General features: G+C 69.7%; 15 protein-coding genes and 2 pseudogenes. 7 read left to right on the top strand and 10 right to left on the bottom strand.

What is annotated here, in order from left to right; all coding sequences use genetic code 11:
* Window positions 1–502: 502 nt before the first annotated feature.
* Entirely contained in the window at window positions 503–640 is a 138-nt protein-coding gene (locus tag ACP4J3_RS00770) for a hypothetical protein (RefSeq protein WP_426529192.1), read from the bottom strand.
* Between the two features lie 35 nt (window positions 641–675).
* Window positions 676–1,085 (bottom strand): annotated as a pseudogene (locus tag ACP4J3_RS00765) (ATP-binding protein).
* A 228-nt stretch (window positions 1,086–1,313) separates the two neighbouring features.
* Between ACP4J3_RS00765 and ACP4J3_RS00760 the strand changes: the two are divergent.
* Window positions 1,314–2,165, top strand: a complete 852-nt coding sequence (locus tag ACP4J3_RS00760; RefSeq protein WP_426529190.1) for a helix-turn-helix domain-containing protein — start codon at window positions 1,314–1,316, stop codon at window positions 2,163–2,165.
* Window positions 2,166–2,173: 8 nt separating this feature from the next.
* Window positions 2,174–2,413, top strand: coding sequence for a DUF397 domain-containing protein (locus tag ACP4J3_RS00755; protein ID WP_426529188.1), 240 nt, complete (start codon window positions 2,174–2,176; stop codon window positions 2,411–2,413).
* Here the strand turns inward: ACP4J3_RS00755 and ACP4J3_RS00750 are convergent.
* A pseudogene (locus ACP4J3_RS00750) lies at window positions 2,356–2,514 on the bottom strand (GNAT family N-acetyltransferase); the annotation flags it as partial. The gene ACP4J3_RS00755 and the pseudogene ACP4J3_RS00750 sit on opposite strands and share 58 nt — an antisense overlap.
* 77 nt (window positions 2,515–2,591) lie before the next feature.
* On the opposite strand from ACP4J3_RS00750, the gene ACP4J3_RS00745 reads away from it, so the two are divergent.
* Together ACP4J3_RS00745 and ACP4J3_RS00740 are read left to right on the top strand one after the other, a co-directional pair.
* Window positions 2,592–3,290, top strand: a complete 699-nt coding sequence (locus ACP4J3_RS00745; RefSeq protein WP_426529186.1) for a class I SAM-dependent DNA methyltransferase — start codon at window positions 2,592–2,594, stop codon at window positions 3,288–3,290.
* 116 nt (window positions 3,291–3,406) lie between these two features.
* A complete protein-coding gene (locus ACP4J3_RS00740) occupies window positions 3,407–3,685 on the top strand; it encodes a hypothetical protein (protein WP_426529184.1) in 279 nt (92 codons plus the stop codon).
* Between the two features lie 72 nt (window positions 3,686–3,757).
* Here ACP4J3_RS00740 and ACP4J3_RS00735 read toward each other — a convergent pair whose 3' ends face one another.
* From ACP4J3_RS00735 to ACP4J3_RS00720, 4 genes are all read right to left on the bottom strand, one after another.
* Window positions 3,758–4,828, bottom strand: a complete 1,071-nt coding sequence (locus ACP4J3_RS00735; protein ID WP_426529764.1) for a hypothetical protein — start codon at window positions 4,826–4,828, stop codon at window positions 3,758–3,760.
* Between the two features lie 124 nt (window positions 4,829–4,952).
* Window positions 4,953–5,891 carry an N-acetylneuraminate synthase family protein gene (locus ACP4J3_RS00730; protein WP_426529182.1) on the bottom strand — a complete coding sequence of 313 codons (939 nt, stop codon included), beginning with the start codon at window positions 5,889–5,891 and terminating at the stop codon, window positions 4,953–4,955.
* 13 nt (window positions 5,892–5,904) lie between these two features.
* A complete protein-coding gene (locus tag ACP4J3_RS00725; RefSeq protein WP_426529180.1) occupies window positions 5,905–7,155 on the bottom strand; it encodes a cytidylyltransferase domain-containing protein in 1,251 nt (416 codons plus the stop codon).
* Between the two features lie 32 nt (window positions 7,156–7,187).
* Window positions 7,188–8,501: a DUF6716 putative glycosyltransferase gene (locus ACP4J3_RS00720; RefSeq protein WP_426529178.1), complete on the bottom strand. Its 1,314-nt coding sequence runs from the start codon at window positions 8,499–8,501 to the stop codon at window positions 7,188–7,190.
* A gap of 198 nt (window positions 8,502–8,699) precedes the next feature.
* On the opposite strand from ACP4J3_RS00720, the gene ACP4J3_RS00715 reads away from it, so the two are divergent.
* The 3 genes from ACP4J3_RS00715 to ACP4J3_RS00705 all read left to right on the top strand — a co-directional run bounded on the left by ACP4J3_RS00715 (window position 8,700) and on the right by ACP4J3_RS00705 (window position 12,355).
* On the top strand, window positions 8,700–9,680 hold the full coding sequence (locus tag ACP4J3_RS00715) for a glycosyltransferase family 2 protein (protein ID WP_426529176.1): 981 nt from the start codon (window positions 8,700–8,702) through the stop codon (window positions 9,678–9,680).
* Window positions 9,680–11,038: a polysialyltransferase family glycosyltransferase gene (locus ACP4J3_RS00710; RefSeq protein ID WP_426529174.1), complete on the top strand. Its 1,359-nt coding sequence runs from the start codon at window positions 9,680–9,682 to the stop codon at window positions 11,036–11,038. Before ACP4J3_RS00715 ends, ACP4J3_RS00710 begins: the two co-directional genes overlap by 1 nt.
* Before the next feature lie 174 nt (window positions 11,039–11,212).
* The gene (locus ACP4J3_RS00705) at window positions 11,213–12,355 is read left to right on the top strand and encodes an acyltransferase family protein (RefSeq protein WP_426529172.1); all 1,143 of its coding nucleotides are present in this window, start codon (window positions 11,213–11,215) and stop codon (window positions 12,353–12,355) included.
* A gap of 66 nt (window positions 12,356–12,421) precedes the next feature.
* On the opposite strand, the gene ACP4J3_RS00700 is transcribed toward ACP4J3_RS00705, so the two are convergent.
* The 3 genes from ACP4J3_RS00700 to ACP4J3_RS00690 form a co-directional block, all read right to left on the bottom strand.
* Window positions 12,422–13,771 carry an alpha-2,8-polysialyltransferase family protein gene (locus tag ACP4J3_RS00700; protein ID WP_426529170.1) on the bottom strand — a complete coding sequence of 450 codons (1,350 nt, stop codon included), beginning with the start codon at window positions 13,769–13,771 and terminating at the stop codon, window positions 12,422–12,424.
* Window positions 13,768–14,754 (bottom strand): glycosyltransferase family 2 protein, encoded by a 987-nt coding sequence (locus ACP4J3_RS00695; protein ID WP_426529168.1) that lies wholly within the window; start codon window positions 14,752–14,754, stop codon window positions 13,768–13,770. Before ACP4J3_RS00695 ends, ACP4J3_RS00700 begins: the two co-directional genes overlap by 4 nt.
* Window positions 14,755–14,858: 104 nt before the next feature.
* Window positions 14,859–15,509 carry a TetR/AcrR family transcriptional regulator C-terminal domain-containing protein gene (locus ACP4J3_RS00690; RefSeq protein WP_426529166.1) on the bottom strand — a complete coding sequence of 217 codons (651 nt, stop codon included), beginning with the start codon at window positions 15,507–15,509 and terminating at the stop codon, window positions 14,859–14,861.
* Between the last annotated feature and the right edge of the window lie 51 nt (window positions 15,510–15,560).

Genomic DNA, 15,560 nt, shown 5'->3' with positions numbered 1-15,560 from the left:
GGTTTGGGTGGGTAAACTCGCCCGCCATCCGCCGATTCGATCATGAAGTCGACGGAGAGTGAGGATCTCGCCCTCCTTCACGGATACCACGTCCGGCCCCGCCCCGTCGGTTCTGTTCACCTGTCGGAGCCGGGCGGCGAGGCGTCCTCAAGCGATCCCACGGCCGCCGGCTCACGCAGGACGCGGGTCAGATCGGCCGGGGGCGCCGTACCTCCTTGACGGTGAGCCGCTCCGCCGGAATCCGCGTGGCCGCGAACCGGTACGGGCCGGGCGTCGCCGCGGGCGGTTCTCCGCCGCCGATCGCGATGTGGGCGCCTGCTCCCCTACCCGGTCCCCCACCTGGTCCTCTGCGGCGGCGAGCATGCCGAGCGTGGCGCCCCGGCTCCCGTCCCCCGAGGCCGGGATTGGCCGGTTTGGGCCAGCTCTGACAGATGTATCCAGGGACCGTCGACAGCATGGGTGGCCCAAATGGGCCCATCGCATGCTGGGCGAGCCGGTCACATCAGGGATGGAGGGCCGCGGCCTCGGCCGCCTTCTCCTCCGCCGCGCCGATGCCCGCGTCGCTGCTCATGACGCGTATCAGTCGTCCTCCGGAATCCGTGTTCACGCCGCTCACGATCATGTCGACCTCTTCGGTCATGCCGGATTCGGAACATGCCCGCGAGAAGCCGTGATCTAAGTGGCCAGCTCGCACCACACATACTTGCCCGAGTGGCCGTGCCGGGACAGCGGCCGCCACCCCCACAGATCGGCGCAGGCCCGGACGAGGGCCAGGCCACGCCCGTCCTCCAACTCGGCCGGCTGATCCAACGGCCGCGGCGGTTCGGGGGGTTCAGGGTCGGCGTCCCACGCCCGATCCGCAGCGCGCCCACCGACCAGCACACCCGTAGTGCGGCGGGTCCCTTCGTGTGGCGTACGGCGTTTGAGACCAGCTCCGTGGCGAGCAGTTCGGCGACGTCGACCAGGCCGAGCAGGCCGTGCATGGTGAGGATCAGGCGGAGGGTGCGGCGGGAGACGGTGACGGCCCGGACGTCGTTCGGGATGTAGAGCGTGTACTCCCAGGGCTCGGACTCGGTTTCGGGCATGCGTCGGCTCCTGTTCGGCGGTGTGGGGTCGCGGTCGGCGAGCGGTGGCAGTGCCGCAGCCGTCGTGGCAGGACGGAGTGGTGCGCTTCCGGAAAACCCGGCGTTCCGCAGCGTGTGCGTCGCATCACCGACGGTAGACCTTAGATTTAAGAAACGGCAAGCCGATCGCGTAACCTGGCCCCCGAACGAGTCGCGCTCGCAAGCGCGTTGAACCAAGGGGAGCGGTCGATGGGGACCAAGCGCGAGCCCACAGCGCGACAGTTGCGGCTGGCGGTCGAATTGCGCCGGCTCCGTGAAGCGGCGGGGCTCAGTGCCCGGGAGGCAGCGGCGCTGCTCGGTGTGAACTCCGTCCAGATCAGCCAGATCGAGTCGGGCACCTCGGGCGTGAGCGGGCAGCGACTACGCCGACTGGCAGGGCATTACGCCTGCACGGACAGGGAGTTCGTCGATGCCCTGGCCGCGATGGCGATCGATCGGACGCGCGGCTGGTGGGAGGAGTACCAGGGGCAACTGCCCACGTCATTCCTGGACCTGTCGGAGCTGGAACACAACGCCACCTTCCGATGGGACCTGGACCTGCTCCACGTGTCAGGCCTTCTGCAGACCGAGGACTACGCACGGGCGCTCTTCTCGACCCGCATTCCGGAACTCACCGAGAGCGACCTGGAGTTGCGTGTCCGGCATCGCATGCGGCGACGACTGATCATCGAAGGGGCCAGGGCGATCCCGTACAAGGCAGTGATGCACGAAGCGGCTCTGCGAATCACCGTAGGCGGCCGGGCGGCCACACAGGCTCAGCTCGCCCGCATCCTGGAGCTCTCCGAAGCGGACCACGTCACCGTCCGCGTCATCCCCTTCGCCTTGGAACGCTTCGACGACACCGGCAGCGCCATGATCTACGCGGGCGGTGCCGTCCCGAAGCTGGACACCGTGGTGCGCGACGGCCCTCACGGCACCACGTTCATCGACTCCGAAGCCCAGCTCGGCGTCTTTCGAACGCTCTTCCGTAGAGTAGAAGCTGCGTCACTGGACCCCGAACGGTCACGTGAGCTGATCCACAAGCTGGCCAAGGAGCTGTGAGACACACGGTGAGCACTCCCGACAACTGGCGGAAGTCGTCGTACTCCGGTGGCGGCGACGGCAACGCCTGCGTGGAAATCTCGGACCGCCCCACCCACATATCCATCCGCGACTCAAAGGCCCCGGCCAAGGCGATACTCACCTTCCCCGCCGGAGCCTTCACCCTCTTCATGGAAGCCCTGAAGACCCCTCACCCCAGCGCAATGAGCCCCGCCTCCGTCGGCTTGAACCCGCAGGCGTCGAAGTAGAACGCCCGCAGGTCGTCCTCGAAGTCCACGTGCAGCCATGCGCACCGCGCCGCCCGGGCACCTCGCACGGCCGCGGCGACGAGTTCCGCCCCGACAGCCGAGGCCATCGAATCGCCGCCACGAACACTCCGCGGCACCCTCGTGAACTCCCGGACGTCCATCCACCCGCCGCACTAGGGTGCGCCCCGTGACCGCCCAGAACCCCCGGACCTCCACGACCACCGAGTACGCCGACTTCCTGGAGGCCACCCGGGCCTCGTACGACGCCATCGCCCCCGCCTACACCGACCGTCTCTCCGACTGGCTGTCCGACTGTCACACCCTGGACCGCTGCCTCGTCACCGCCTTCGCCGAGCTGGTCCGCGAGCACGCCCCGGCACCCGTCGCCGACCTCGGCAGCGGGCCCGGCTCGGTCACCGCTCAGCTCCACGCCCTCGGCGTACCGGTCTTCGGCGTCGACATCTCTCCGCGGATGGTGGCCCTGGCCCGCCGCGCGCACCCCGAACTCCGGTTCCACGTGGGCTCGATGACGGCGCTGGACCTGCCGGACGAGACGTTGGGCGGAATCCTCGCGCTGTACTCGGTCATCCATGTCCCGGACGATCACCTGCCGGCGACGTTCGCCGAGTTCCACCGTGTGCTGCGGCCCGGCGGCCATGTCCTGCTCGCCTTTCAGTCGGGCGACACCGATGACCGCATGCATCTCTCGGAGCGCTTCGGCGAGGAGATCTCGCTCGACTGCTTCTGGCGCACCCCGGACACCGTGGCCGATGCCCTGAGCGAGGCCGGTCTCCAGCTCCAGGCCCGTGTCCTGCGCGAGCCGCAGGGTGAGGAGAAGCGGCCTCGCGCGTTCCTGCTGGCGCGGAGGGCGGGGTAGGGGCCGGGCAGGCCCATGTGCGCCCCTAATCGGGTGCTTGTCCGTACGTCGGCGCTTCTCGCAGGTGGACCGACGGCATACCTACGCCGAACACACACCCACCGAAGGAGACACTGATGCGTGCACCAACCGTGCTGGCCGCGGTCGCTCTCGCCGGGACCGTGCTGCTCGGCGGCGCAGGCCAAGCCCTCGCCGACGACGACGATATGAGCAACTTCGGAAGTGGATTCGGGAACAGCTCCCCGGCCTCCCCGGCCACGCCCGAGTTCGGCCAGGACACGTCCGGCTTCGGCCAGGACGCGACCGGCGCGACCGGCTCCGACGAGGAAGCCTCCGGTTTCGACCAGGAAGCCTCCGGCTTCGGCCAAGGCGGGTCCATGCTCGGTCTCCGCTGACGGCTGAGCCGTGCCATCATTCCCTGCCCCGCCCCGCGTTGCTCGCGGTGCGGGGCAGGGGTCTGCCTGTCCCTACACCGCCGTGATCGCCGACAGTCGGTGCACGTCCCGGGCCGTGCCTGTGACCCCGGACAGGAAGCCCTGCGCCCGCGGCGAGGCGTTCTCCGTCAGCCACGCCGGGTCGATGTCACACACCGCCACCCGCACCTCCGTGCCCGACAGCGCCAGCGGCAGGGTGTGCACGACGGTCGACGGGAAGCTCAGGATCGTACGGCCGATCGGCCCTCGACGAGCGATCAGCTCCAGCGGCAAGTCGGGCCGTACGACCTCCAACCCTGTCTCCACCGCCAGCCGATGCAGCTTCTCCGCACTCTCCCTGCGGTGCGCGAAGTAGCGCGTGGCGCCGTGGGTCCTGGCCAGGGAGCGGACGGCCTCCAGGTAGCGGTCGCCGTCGACCACGCCGGTCTCGACCAGGGACGTGCCCACCATGTCCGCGCCCTTGGTGATGCGCGGCGGGCCGAAGCGGTCGCGGGTCCAGGCGAAGGTGTTGGCGGTGACCTTCACACCGTCCGGTGTCTGAGCCATCGGCATGGACGAGAAGATCTCGACCGCCCGGTGCGCACCCGGCGTCAGCCGCTTGCGGGCCGCCGACGACACCGGTGCGAAGACCAGGTCGCGGGGGCCGGGGCGACCGCCCTTGCGGTGCCAGCGCACCAGGCGCTCGCCGCGGGCGAGTTGGGCGACGAACTCCATCGTCGCCGTGCCGTCGTCGACGACGACCAGGTCGCGGGCCCGAGTGATGGTCAACAACAACTGCACATAGCGCGAGAACGGGTCGCCCAGGACCACTCGGTCCGCTCGGCGCAGCAGGCCCGCCAGGCCGCCGATGGTGTGGAACGGGGCCGCCGTGCCGCCCCGCGCCTCCTCCCAGCGGACCTCGTGCCCGTCCTCGCGCGCCAGCTCGGCCATCCGGCGCAGCTGGCCGCGGGTCATGGGGTCGATCGGGGACAGGACCACGAGGGTCAGCCCCGCGCCGACGGTGTGCTCGTGGGCGTGCGCCCACTCCAGCACGTTCAGGAGCTGTACCGGGCTCTCGACGAAGGCGAGAGTGTGGGGGCCGGTGTTCCCGGCGCGGGGGCTCATCGACGTACGACCGTCCCGTCGTAAGGCGCTCATGCGGCGCTCGTATGCAGAAGTCGCTGGAACTGGCTCCGAGTCCGAGCGCTCGCGTGCGGAGCACTCGGACCCGGATTCAGCAGGAGCTGTCTCAGACCTGGACCGGCTCGCCCGCAGCCGCGGCGATCTCCGCCTCGGCGACCACGCCGGCGACGCGGCGCAGCTTCTTCATCGGGGCGAGCTCGGAGTCGTAGACCTTCTTGACGCCGTCACCGAGGGAGGCCTCGATGGTGCGGATGTCGCGCACCAGGCGCTGCAGACCCTGCGGCTCGACCGACGCGGCCTGGTCCGAACCCCACATCGCGCGGTCCAGGGTGATGTGGCGCTCGACGAAGGTGGCGCCGAGGGCGACGGCGGCCAGCGTGGTCTGCAGGCCCGTCTCGTGGCCGGAGTAGCCGATCGGGACGTTCGGGAACTCCTTCTCCAGCGTGTTGATCACGCGGAGGTTCAGCTCCTCGGCCACCGACGGGTAGGTCGAGGTGGCGTGGCACATGAGGATGTTCTCCGAGCCGAGGACCTCGACCGCGTGGCGGATCTGCTTCGGCGTCGACATGCCCGTGGAGAGGATGATCGCGCGGCCCGTCGCCCGCAGGGCGCGCAGCAGCTCGTCGTCGGTCAGGGACGCGGACGCCACCTTGTGGGCCGGGACGTCGAACTTCTCCAGGAAGGCGACGGCCTCGGTGTCCCACGGGGAGGCGAACCAGTCGATCCCCTTCTCCTTGCAGTACTCGTCGATCTTGCGGTACTCCTCCTCACCGAACTCCACACGGTGGCGGTAGTCGATGTAGGTCATCCGGCCCCAGGGGGTGTCGCGCTCGATGTCCCACTGGTCGCGCGGGGTGCAGATCTCCGGCGTGCGCTTCTGGAACTTCACGGCGTCACAGCCGGCCTCGGCGGCCGCGTCGATGAGCTTGAAGGCGTTCTCCAGCTCACCGTTGTGGTTGATGCCGATCTCGCCGCAGATGTAGACGGGCTTGCCCGGGCCGACCTCACGCGAACCGAACGAGCGCAGACGGGAGTTGGTGCTCATGGCAAAGATGTCCTTACTTGGTGAGGGAATCGAGAGAGGGGCCGAGGATCCAACTGGCGATCTCTCGGATCGCGCCGTCGCCGCCGGGTGTGGCGGTGACAGCGCGTGCGGCGCCGCGCACGACGTCGTGGGCGCTCGCGACCGCCACGGGCCAGCCCACGAGGGCGAAGCACGGGAGGTCGTTGACGTCGTTGCCGACGTAGAGCACGCGCTCAGGCGCGATGCCCTGCTCCTCGCACCACTGCTTGAGTGCGAGGTCCTTCCGGTCGATGCCGTGCAGCACGGGGATCTTCAGCTTCCGTGCGCGGGCGGCGACGACCGGGTTCTGCTCCGTGGACAGGATCAGCATCTTCAGGCCGCTCTTGCGCAGGGCGGCGATGCCGAGGCCGTCTCCGCGGTGCACGGAGACGAACTCCTTTCCATCGGCATCGATCAGCACCCGGTCGTCGGTCTGGGTGCCGTCGAAGTCCAGTACGACCGCGTCGACGTCGTCCGTGGTCGGGAGGGCGCCGGGCCGGTCCGCGTCGAACAGCGGGGCGAGGGCGCGAGCGCGGGCCAGGTCGTGGGGATCGTCGATCTCCAGGACTCGGGCCGGGTCGGTGCGGACGAGTTCCGTGCGGCCGAAGAAGCGGTGCTTGTGCTCGCGGAAGCCGGGCGCGTCCATCGCGTAGGCGGCGCCGGTCTCCAGGAAGTCCTGCGGGCGGTCCTGGCGGCGGGGGCGGAAGGACTTGTCGTGGTTGACGCCGAAGCCACCGCCGGCCTTGCGCTCCACTTCCGCGGCGGTCGGCTCGTCGTCGCCGTGGCGCCACACGAAGCCGTGGAAGGGGGCGACGGTCAGGGAGGTGTCGGCGCCGTTGGCGACGATGGCCTTGACGACCGCGTCGATGTCCTCGCGGACGATGAACGGGCTGGTGCACTGCACCAGGAGGACGACGTCCACCGGGGCCCCGTGCAGCGCCTCGTGCGCGTCCATCGCGTGCAGCACGGCCGCCTCGGAGGTGGCGGTGTCCCCGGCGATGGCGGCGGGGCGCAGCACGACCTCGGCGCCGGCCTGCCGGGCGGCGGCCGCGATGCCCTGGTCGTCGGTGGAGACGACGACGTCCGTCACCAGGCGGGACGCCCGGCATTCGCGCACCGCGCGCGCCACCAGCGGCACACCGCCGACGGGCATCAGGTTCTTCGCGGGCACGCCCTTGGAGCCGCCGCGCGCGGGGATCACGGCGAGCACGCGTCGCACGCCCTGACCTGCTTCCGAGTTGGACATGGGTTCTGCTCCTTGACGTGGGATCTGGCGGCTCACAGCTCCCCCATCCGCCGGATGACGGGTGCCACGCGCTGTACGCCGTGCCGGTAGGCGCCGCGTGCCGCCCGGCGCACCACCTGGCGGACCGGGCCGGGCTCCCTGTCGTGGGCGGGGGCGCCGGGCAGCGGGCTGCCGTCGACGCCGAGGTGGTGGCGGGCGAGGATGCCGGGGAGATAGCCGGGCGCGGTGGCCGGCGTGTAGTACGGCGTCAGGGCGGGCAGTCCGCCGGGGCGCTCGAGCAGCTTGGCGATGCGTTCGCGGGCGGCGTCGAAGGCGGTGGCGTAGGTTCCGTCGGCGCAGACGCCCTGCCGGGACACCCACTCCTCGTCGGGCGCCGGGCGGTGTCCCTCGTCGAGCTGGTCCCAGGAGGCGAGGCAGCCGGAGCCCACGAAGTGGTGGTTGCCGAGCACCTCGCGCACGCCGAGGTCGGTGAGGACGACGGTGGGGATACGGCGGTGCAGCGACTCCAGCGCCGCCGTGGAGCTGATGGTGACCAGCAGGTCGGTGCGGTCGAGGACCTCGCCCATGTTGCCGTACACCAGTTTGAAGTTGGCGGGCGGATCGAGCCGCTGCACCAGCTTCTGGTACGGCAGCTCCTCGATGTGCGTGGTGTGTTCGCCCGGCTTGGAGCGCAGCTTGAGCAGCACCTCGCGCTCGGGGTGCTTGCGGGCGTGCCGGATGAGGCGGTCCAGCAGGTAGGTGCGGTCCTTGCGGCTGTCCGGCACCGAGGGCTGGGCGGCGAAGACGACCGTGTACGGGTCGTGCTCGCCGGTGTAGGGCGCGCCGCCGAGGAACGGCAGCGCGACCTCGGTCACCGACGAGGCGTCGGCGCCGACCCCTTCGTACACCGCGCGGAACCGCTCGGCGTCCTGCCGGGAGTTGGCGAGCACGAGATCCGCGCCGTGCCGCAGCAGCAGGCCGTCGGCGAGCTTCTCGTAGACGACGCCGACATAGCCGGTGACGACGACGGGCCGCTCGGCGCGCCCCTCCCAGACCCGCTTCAGGCCGTGCAGCATGGCCTGCACGCCCCCGCCGACGAGGGCGAGGACCAGGACGTCGTACGACTCCTGCGCCATGGTGCGCAGAAACTCGACGGCGGACACCTCACGGAGGGAGTCGGCGGGTACGCCGACCTCCTGGAGCTGACGGGCGGTGGGGGTGGCCCGACCGCGCAGGAGGTAACCGTCCAGACGGATGTCCGAATTATCCTGGGCGATACGGTTCGCGGTGAGCGCGCCCCATTTCCACCGGGTATCGGAATCCGCGAGTACGGCAACTCGCCGGGTCTTCATCGCACTTGCTGGCACGTCGATGACGCTAGGAAGCGATTTCAAGGTTCTTCCCAACCCGAATGCAACAAACGGTTAACAGCACATCGACTAACGACGAAGCAGGGCCCGGAGTGGTTGAAAAAAAGCCTGGTTCACTGCATCGCCACGCGTCGTTCACCTGACATCAAGCTCTGAGTAAAGACGGATGCCGGACCGCCGCCTAACGTCCCTCACGTGGTCAAGCTCTCCGTAATCGTGCCGTTCTACAACGTGCAGCAATACGCGCCGGACACCCTCAAGAGCCTGCGTGCGAACACACGTGAGGACTTCGAGTTCATCCTCGTCGACGACTGTTCGACGGACGGGACACCGGACATCCTGGCGCGCGCGGAGCGTGAGCTGCCGGGCGCGGTGATCATCCGACACGAGCAGAACGGAGGGCTGGCCACCGCGCGGAACACCGGAATCGACAAGGCGCGCGGCGAGTACCTGACGTTCCTGGACGGCGACGACTGGCTCGCCCCCGGCTATTTCCCGCAACTCCTTTCGGCCATCGAGGAGTTGGGGTGTGACTTCGTGCGCACCGACCATGTGCAGTCCACCGGGCGGGCCCGCAGCGTCCACCGGGTGCCGCACGGCCGGCGCCGGACGGTGCTCAATCCGCGCGAGGCGATCCTGCCCGCCGACCGCTCGACGTCCGTGGACTACGCGTACGCGTGGGCGGGCATCTATCACCGTCGTCTGGTCGACCGCGGGATCCTGCACTTCACCCATGGTCTGCGCACCGCCGAGGACCGGCCGTGGATCTGGAAGCTGCACCGGGAGTCGGAATCCTTCGCCGTAGTAGGACTGCTGGGTGTCTACTACCGGCGCGGAGTGGCATCCTCACTCACCCAGATCGGTGATGTGCGGCAACTCGATTTCATTCGCGCGTTCGACCAGGTAATCCAGGAGACGGCGGGTGACCCCGAGGCCGATAAACTGCTTCCGAAAGCCGTGCGCACATATTGTGCGATCATGGCGCATCATCTCGGCCAGATCGAGAGGTTCGAACCCGCAGTGGCTCGAAAACTGCGCTCGATGAGCGCCGCCGCCCTGAAAAGAATGCCGCAGGACGTGCTCACGGAGGTCATGGACTCGATGGATGCGCAGCGCGCGGCCCGGCTGCGGCGGGTGCGCCGCCGGTCGATGGGCGCACGGACGGTGACCGCCTGATGCCTCGCACCACCCAGATCTTCTGCGCCTCGACCCTGTACGGCGCCGCGACGCTCGCCGCCGCCCTGGACGCCGGGCTGTTCGAACCGGCGGACCGCAGGCTGCTGCTGGTCACCAACAACGCGGTGAATCCGGAGATCGCCCCCTGTCTCGACACGATGCCGGGCTTCGACGCGCTGCGCGGGCGGTTCGACGAGGTGCTGTCCTGGAACGAGACCATCGCCCCGTTCCACCCGAGCGGCTGGTCGCCGCGCGCCGACGACATCCCCATGTGGGAGCGGTACGTACGGCTGCTGTGGCGCCTCGGTGACGACGAGATCCGGTTGGCCGTCGAGTCCGTGCAGGTCAACCCGGCGCTGGCGCTGTGCCAGCTGTTCACCGGCGCCCCCGTCGACGTCTACGCGGACGGCCTCATAAGCTATGGCCCCACGCGCGACAAGATCGACCCGCTGGTCGGCACCCGGATCGGCCGGCTGCTGCACCTCGATCTCGTCCCGGGCCTCACCCCGCTGCTGCTCACCGAGTTCGGCGTGCCGTCCGAACTGGTGCCGTCCGAGGTGTTCCTGAAGGTGCTCGGCGAACTCGCCGAGGCTCAGACCGCGCTGCCCGCAGACTCCGGCGGCGACCGGCCGGCGCTGCTGCTCGGCCAGTACCTCAGTGCGCTCGGCATCCTCACCGACGCCGAGGAGGAGGACCTGCATCTGCGGATGGTGCGCGGCGCCGTCGCGCTCGGCCATCGCAAGCTGGTGTTCAAGCCGCACCCCGTCGCGCCGGCCCGCTTCTCGAAGCTCCTGGAGGACGAGGCGGCAAAGCTGGGCGCCGAGCTCACCCTGCTGGACGGGCCCGTGCTCGCCGAGGTCGCCTTCCAGCGGCTGCGTCCCGCACTCGTCGTCGGCTGCTTCTCGACCGGGCTGCTGACCGCCGCCGGCCTGTACGGGCTGCCGGTCGCGCGGGTCGGCACCGACGCCCTGCTGGCCCGGCTCGCGCCGTACCAGAACAGCAACCGCGTGCCGCTGACCATCGTCGACGCGCTGCTGCCGGACGTCGCGGACGCCGCCGCGGTCGACGGCTGGACGATGCCCGCGCGTGAACGGGTGGACGAACTGGCCGCGCTGCTGAGGGCGGTCGGCTTCGCGATGCAGCCGAAGATCTACCCGGGGCTGCGCGGCGCGGCCGAGGCCTACCTCGGCAGGCATCTGAACCCGCACACCTGGCGCTACTTCAAGCGCAAGCGCCTGACCTCGCTGGCGCTGCCGGGGGCGGTGCCGGCCCAGCTCTCCTTCATCCCGCGCAATGCGACGGTGCGCCGGCTGGCGCGCCGGGCGCGGGCGTTGAAGCAGGTGACGGGCCGGAAGTAGAGGGGGCGGCCTTCCGTCGGATGACCTTTGTGCACCCGCGAGATGACCGCCCTGTGAAGATCCCGTCAATCGCCTTTCACTCGTCGGAGGTACAAATCGTTCGGTCGTCGCCCCCCACGGCAACGACGGTCGTACGACTGAACGTCCTCCTCCCCCCACGTGAAAGGCCCCCGGATGCGCACGTCCGGCCTGGCCACGGCCACGGCACCGCCTACCCGCCCGACCCCCTCCCCGGCCGACCGGCCTCCGGTCCGCCCCCGGGCGGCGAGCCGGCTGCGCGCCCTGGACGGGCTGCGGCTGGTGGCCGCGCTGATGGTGTGCATGTACCACTTCACGGGGAAGGACGGCGAGGTCGCCACCTCCTGGGACCAGTCCCCCGGGGTGATGTTCCCGACGCTGTCGCAGTTCTCCACCTACGGCAGCCTGGGTGTGCAGTTCTTCTTCGTCATCAGCGGGTTCGTGATCTGCATGAGCAGTTGGGGCCGCAGCCTCGGCGACTTCTTCCGCTCCCGGATCGCCCGCCTCTACCCGGCGTACTGGGTGGCCATCGTCATGGTCACCGGCGCCGCGGTGCTCCTGCCGGTCGTCGTCGCGCCGGTCCGGCCGGACGAGTTCCTGGTCAACCTCACGATGATGCAGCAGCCGCTGGGCGTGCCGCGGGTCCTGGGCGTGTGCTGGACGCTGTGGGTGGAGCTGAAGTTCTACGTGCTGTTCGCCGTGTTCGTGATCTGGAAGGGCGTCACCTACAAACGCGTGGTCACCTTCTGCATCCTGTGGACGCTGGCCGCCCCCTTCGCCCGAGTGGCCGACAACCCGCTCCTCGACGAGCTGGTGATGCGCGACCACGCCCCCTTCTTCGTCGGCGGCCTCGCTCTGTACCTGATCCACCGCTTCGGCAGCGACCTGCTGCTGTGGGGGATCGTCGGCATGTCCTTCCTGCTGGGCCAGCGCTACTCGGTGATGGCCCTGTGGCACCCGGGCGCACAGGGCGAGTTCCACCGCAACCCGTACGTCGTCCAGGGCATCGTCTTCCTCGCCTTCGCCGCGGTCGCGGTGGTGGCCCTGGGCTGGACGCGCTGGGCCAACTGGAACTGGCTGACGGTGGCCGGGGCGCTGACGTACCCCTTCTATCTGATCCACGAGCACCTGGGCTGGTTCTTCATCCGGGTGCTGCACCAGGGCCTGGGGCTCGGCTCCTACCCGACGCTGGCGCTGTCCGTACTGAGCCTGCTCGGGCTCGCCTGGCTGATGCACCGGTTCGTGGAGAAGCCGTTCGGACCGAAGCTGAAGCGAGCCTTGCCGGCCGTACGGTTCTGAAGCCGGAAAGGCGGTTGGGGCGCCCCGTGGACCGGGGCGCCCCAACCGCCTTCTTACGTCCGCGTGTTACTTGCGGGCGGCCGTCGACCGGAGCTGCCGCACGGCCTTGCGCACCGCCGGATGCCGGCGCAGCGCCTCCGCGCGCACCGGGCTGCCGCCGGGCAGGCGCAGGCTGGTCAGGCGGCGGCGCTTGAAGTAGTGCTGGTACCGGTCCAGGTTGGCGCCGAGCCAGGCGGTCACCTCATCGCGCATCGCGTGGTGCTTGCGGGACTGCATGCAGTAGCCGACGCTGCGCACCAGCGGGGCCAGGTCCTCGGCCATCCCGGCGAGTTCGAGCGGGGAGCCCAGCTCGGCGGCGTTCTCGGCGTCGGGCAGGGCCGCGTCGATGATGGTCAGCGGGATGCGGTTGCTGTTCTCGTACGGGGTGATGCGTTCGAGGAGCAGGTCCGTGCCGACGCGGGCGACCGGGATGCCGTAAAAGGCGGCTGCGGTCATCAGCGCGGTGGAGAAGCAGCCGACGACGAGCTTCGGCTTCAGGTAGGCGAAGACGGTCTCGGCGAGGACGGGCTCGTTGAGGACCGTGAGCGTGACGCCGAGTTCCTTGGCGACCGCCTCCAGGGACTCGTTGAAGACGGCGGGCGCGCTCGGGTGCGGCTTGAACAGGACGTCCTGGTGACCGGCCCGGGCGGCGGCGCGCAGGAAGCGGATGTGCAGCCGCTCCTCCTCGTCCTGGGTGATCAGGTCGATGGCCGAGAGGTACTGGCCGAGGAGGACGGCGGTGGGCGAGTGGTCGGCGGGCAGGCGCTCGGCGAGGATGCCGGCGCCGGACTCGCCGATCTGCGCGAGGACGTCGACGATCGCCTCGTTCGGTACGGCCTCCGGCTCGACGCCGTACTCGGACAGGAGCATGGGCGTCAGGCCCGGCACCAGGTCGAGGTGCAGGACGCGCTTGATACGGCTGCTCATGCCGTGCGGGATGCGGTTGCGGGTGGGGCCGTAGCTCATCAGGCCGTCCGCGTACACATGGATCGGGCTGTCGGCGAAGATGTCGGCGACCGCGCGGGAGGGGTTGGCCTGGATGGACTCGCAGGCGATCTCCACGGGCTCGTCGCCCAGGTTCCACGCCAGCCGTACGGCCTTCTCCCACAGCAGGGTGTCCTGGCCGCGCGGGGACCAGCCGGCCGGGTGGTGCGGGGAGATGAACTCGTTCCAGGAGCGCACCTCGTCGAACTCGGGGCGCAGCTTCTCGAAGCCGGCCATCTTGTCCAGCGGGGTGCCGACCTCGGGGATCGCGGCGGTGTTGCTGACGACCAGGATGCGGCGGACGCCCTCGCGCGGGCCGAACTGGCCGGCCCGGATGGCGGCGGTGACGGTCGCGGCCGCGTACTGCGTGGCCGAGAAGAAGATCTGGATCATGCCGCCACTCCCTTCATACCGCCCCGTATCCGGCGCAGCATGTACACCCGCTCCTCGCCCATCCCGACGAGGGCCTCTTCCAGCTCGTCCTCCGACATCCTGCCCAGCGCCTCGGCGGCCATCTGCTTCAGCCTGGCGGCGATGCTGCGTTCGAAGCGGCCGCGGCTGAGCAGTTGGTGGGCGATGACGACGCAGTAGTTGCGCAGCGCCTTCTTGCGCAGCCTGCCCGCCTCGGGGTCGTCGGCGAGCTCGGCGAGGACGAGGTCGAAGGAGCGGAAGAAGTCGAGCTGGCGCACATCGCCGATCTGGGTCAGCGAGCTGGCCACGCCCCGGCGGTAGAAGACGCCGTGCAGGCTGGCGACGGCGTAGGAGTCGGCCCTGCGGTGCAGGTCCCAGATCCAGGGGCGGTCCTCGGCGGTCTTCAGTCCGTCGTGGAAGCGCAGCATGCCCTTGTCGAGGAGGCGGCGGTGGTAGACGCCGGCCCAGGCGTACGGGTAGTCGACCATGGTCGTGTCGTCGACCGGGAGGATCGAGCTGCGCGGGTCGAGCGGGGTGTGCCGGCGGCCCTCGGGCGCCCGGTGCACGGTCCGTTCGATGCCCGTGACCTGCACATGGTCGGTCCGTACGAAGTCGACGTCGAACCGCTCGACGGCGTCCACCAGATCCGCGAGATAGCCCGGCGCCAGCCAGTCGTCACCGTCGAGGAAGGTGAGGTAGCGGCCCTCGGAGGCGTCGATCCCGGTGTTGCGCGCGGTGGCCAGTCCGCCGTTCTGCTCGTGCCGAATCACCCGGCTGTTGTTGAGTCTCTTCGTCAGCGTCAGCAGCGCTTCGTATGTCTTGTCCTTGGTGGACCGGTCCTCGACGAAGATGAACTCGAAGTCGTCCCGCTCGTTGTTGACCAGGCTGGTCACCGTCTCGGGTACGTACGACTCGATGTTGTAGCACGGGACGATCACGGACAGGGTGGGGGGGCGGTTGGTCACGCGTACACCTGGGCTCTCTCCGGGGCGGATCCCTGCGACCGTAGAAGATGTTCGACGCGGCACATCAACTCCCTGCCAACTACCAGGTGAACGAAAAGTAACGGTCACCTGATCCCGTACCGCGCCCCGATCCCGTCGATCACCACCGCAAGGCCTTCCTCGAAGTGCGCCTCGAAGTCGGCGAAGATCTCCGCGCCGGCCCGGGCCGACAAGGGGTGGTCGGCCATCAGCCGGGCGCGCTCGCCCACGTCGTACCCCTCCCGCCGCTCGCCCGCCATGGGCTCGACGCCCTGCTCCTCCGTGACGAAGCCGAGGGTGTAGAAGTACGTCGTCGAGGTCGCGCGGACCGCCTGGGCGAGGGTGAAGCCCGCGGCCGTGAAGAGGCGCAGGGTGTCCTCCATCTGCTCGGCGTGCACGATGCCGGTGAAGCGTGAGCCGCTGAACACCTTGGCCCCGTCGCGGTAGCCGAGCAGCGCCGTGCGCAGTCCGCGGCTGGACTTCAGCAGGCGTTCCCGCCAGGTGTCCGCGGGGTCGAGGGGGGCTGCGGCGGCCATCCGGCGGTACATCTCGGTCGCCATCTCGTCCAGCAGCGCCTGCTTGTCCTTGAAGTGCCAGTACAGGGCCGGCGCCTTGACGTCGAGCCGTCCGGCGATGGCGCGCAGGGTCAGTCCGTCCAGGCCGGCCTCGTTCAGGAGCTCGAGGGCGGTGTCCGCGACGCGGGTGCGGTCGAGGGGGGCTCGTCGGTCCGTGGTCATGCTTGACAGCTTAACGGCGTTAAGGGCAGCCTCCTGCTCAGGCGGCGCTTA

The organism is Streptomyces sp. UG1, from assembly GCF_049974585.1.
GTDB lineage: Bacteria > Actinomycetota > Actinomycetes > Streptomycetales > Streptomycetaceae > Streptomyces.
Note: the sequence above shows the minus strand (reverse complement) of the source record. Positions and strands in the feature narration are given on the sequence as shown.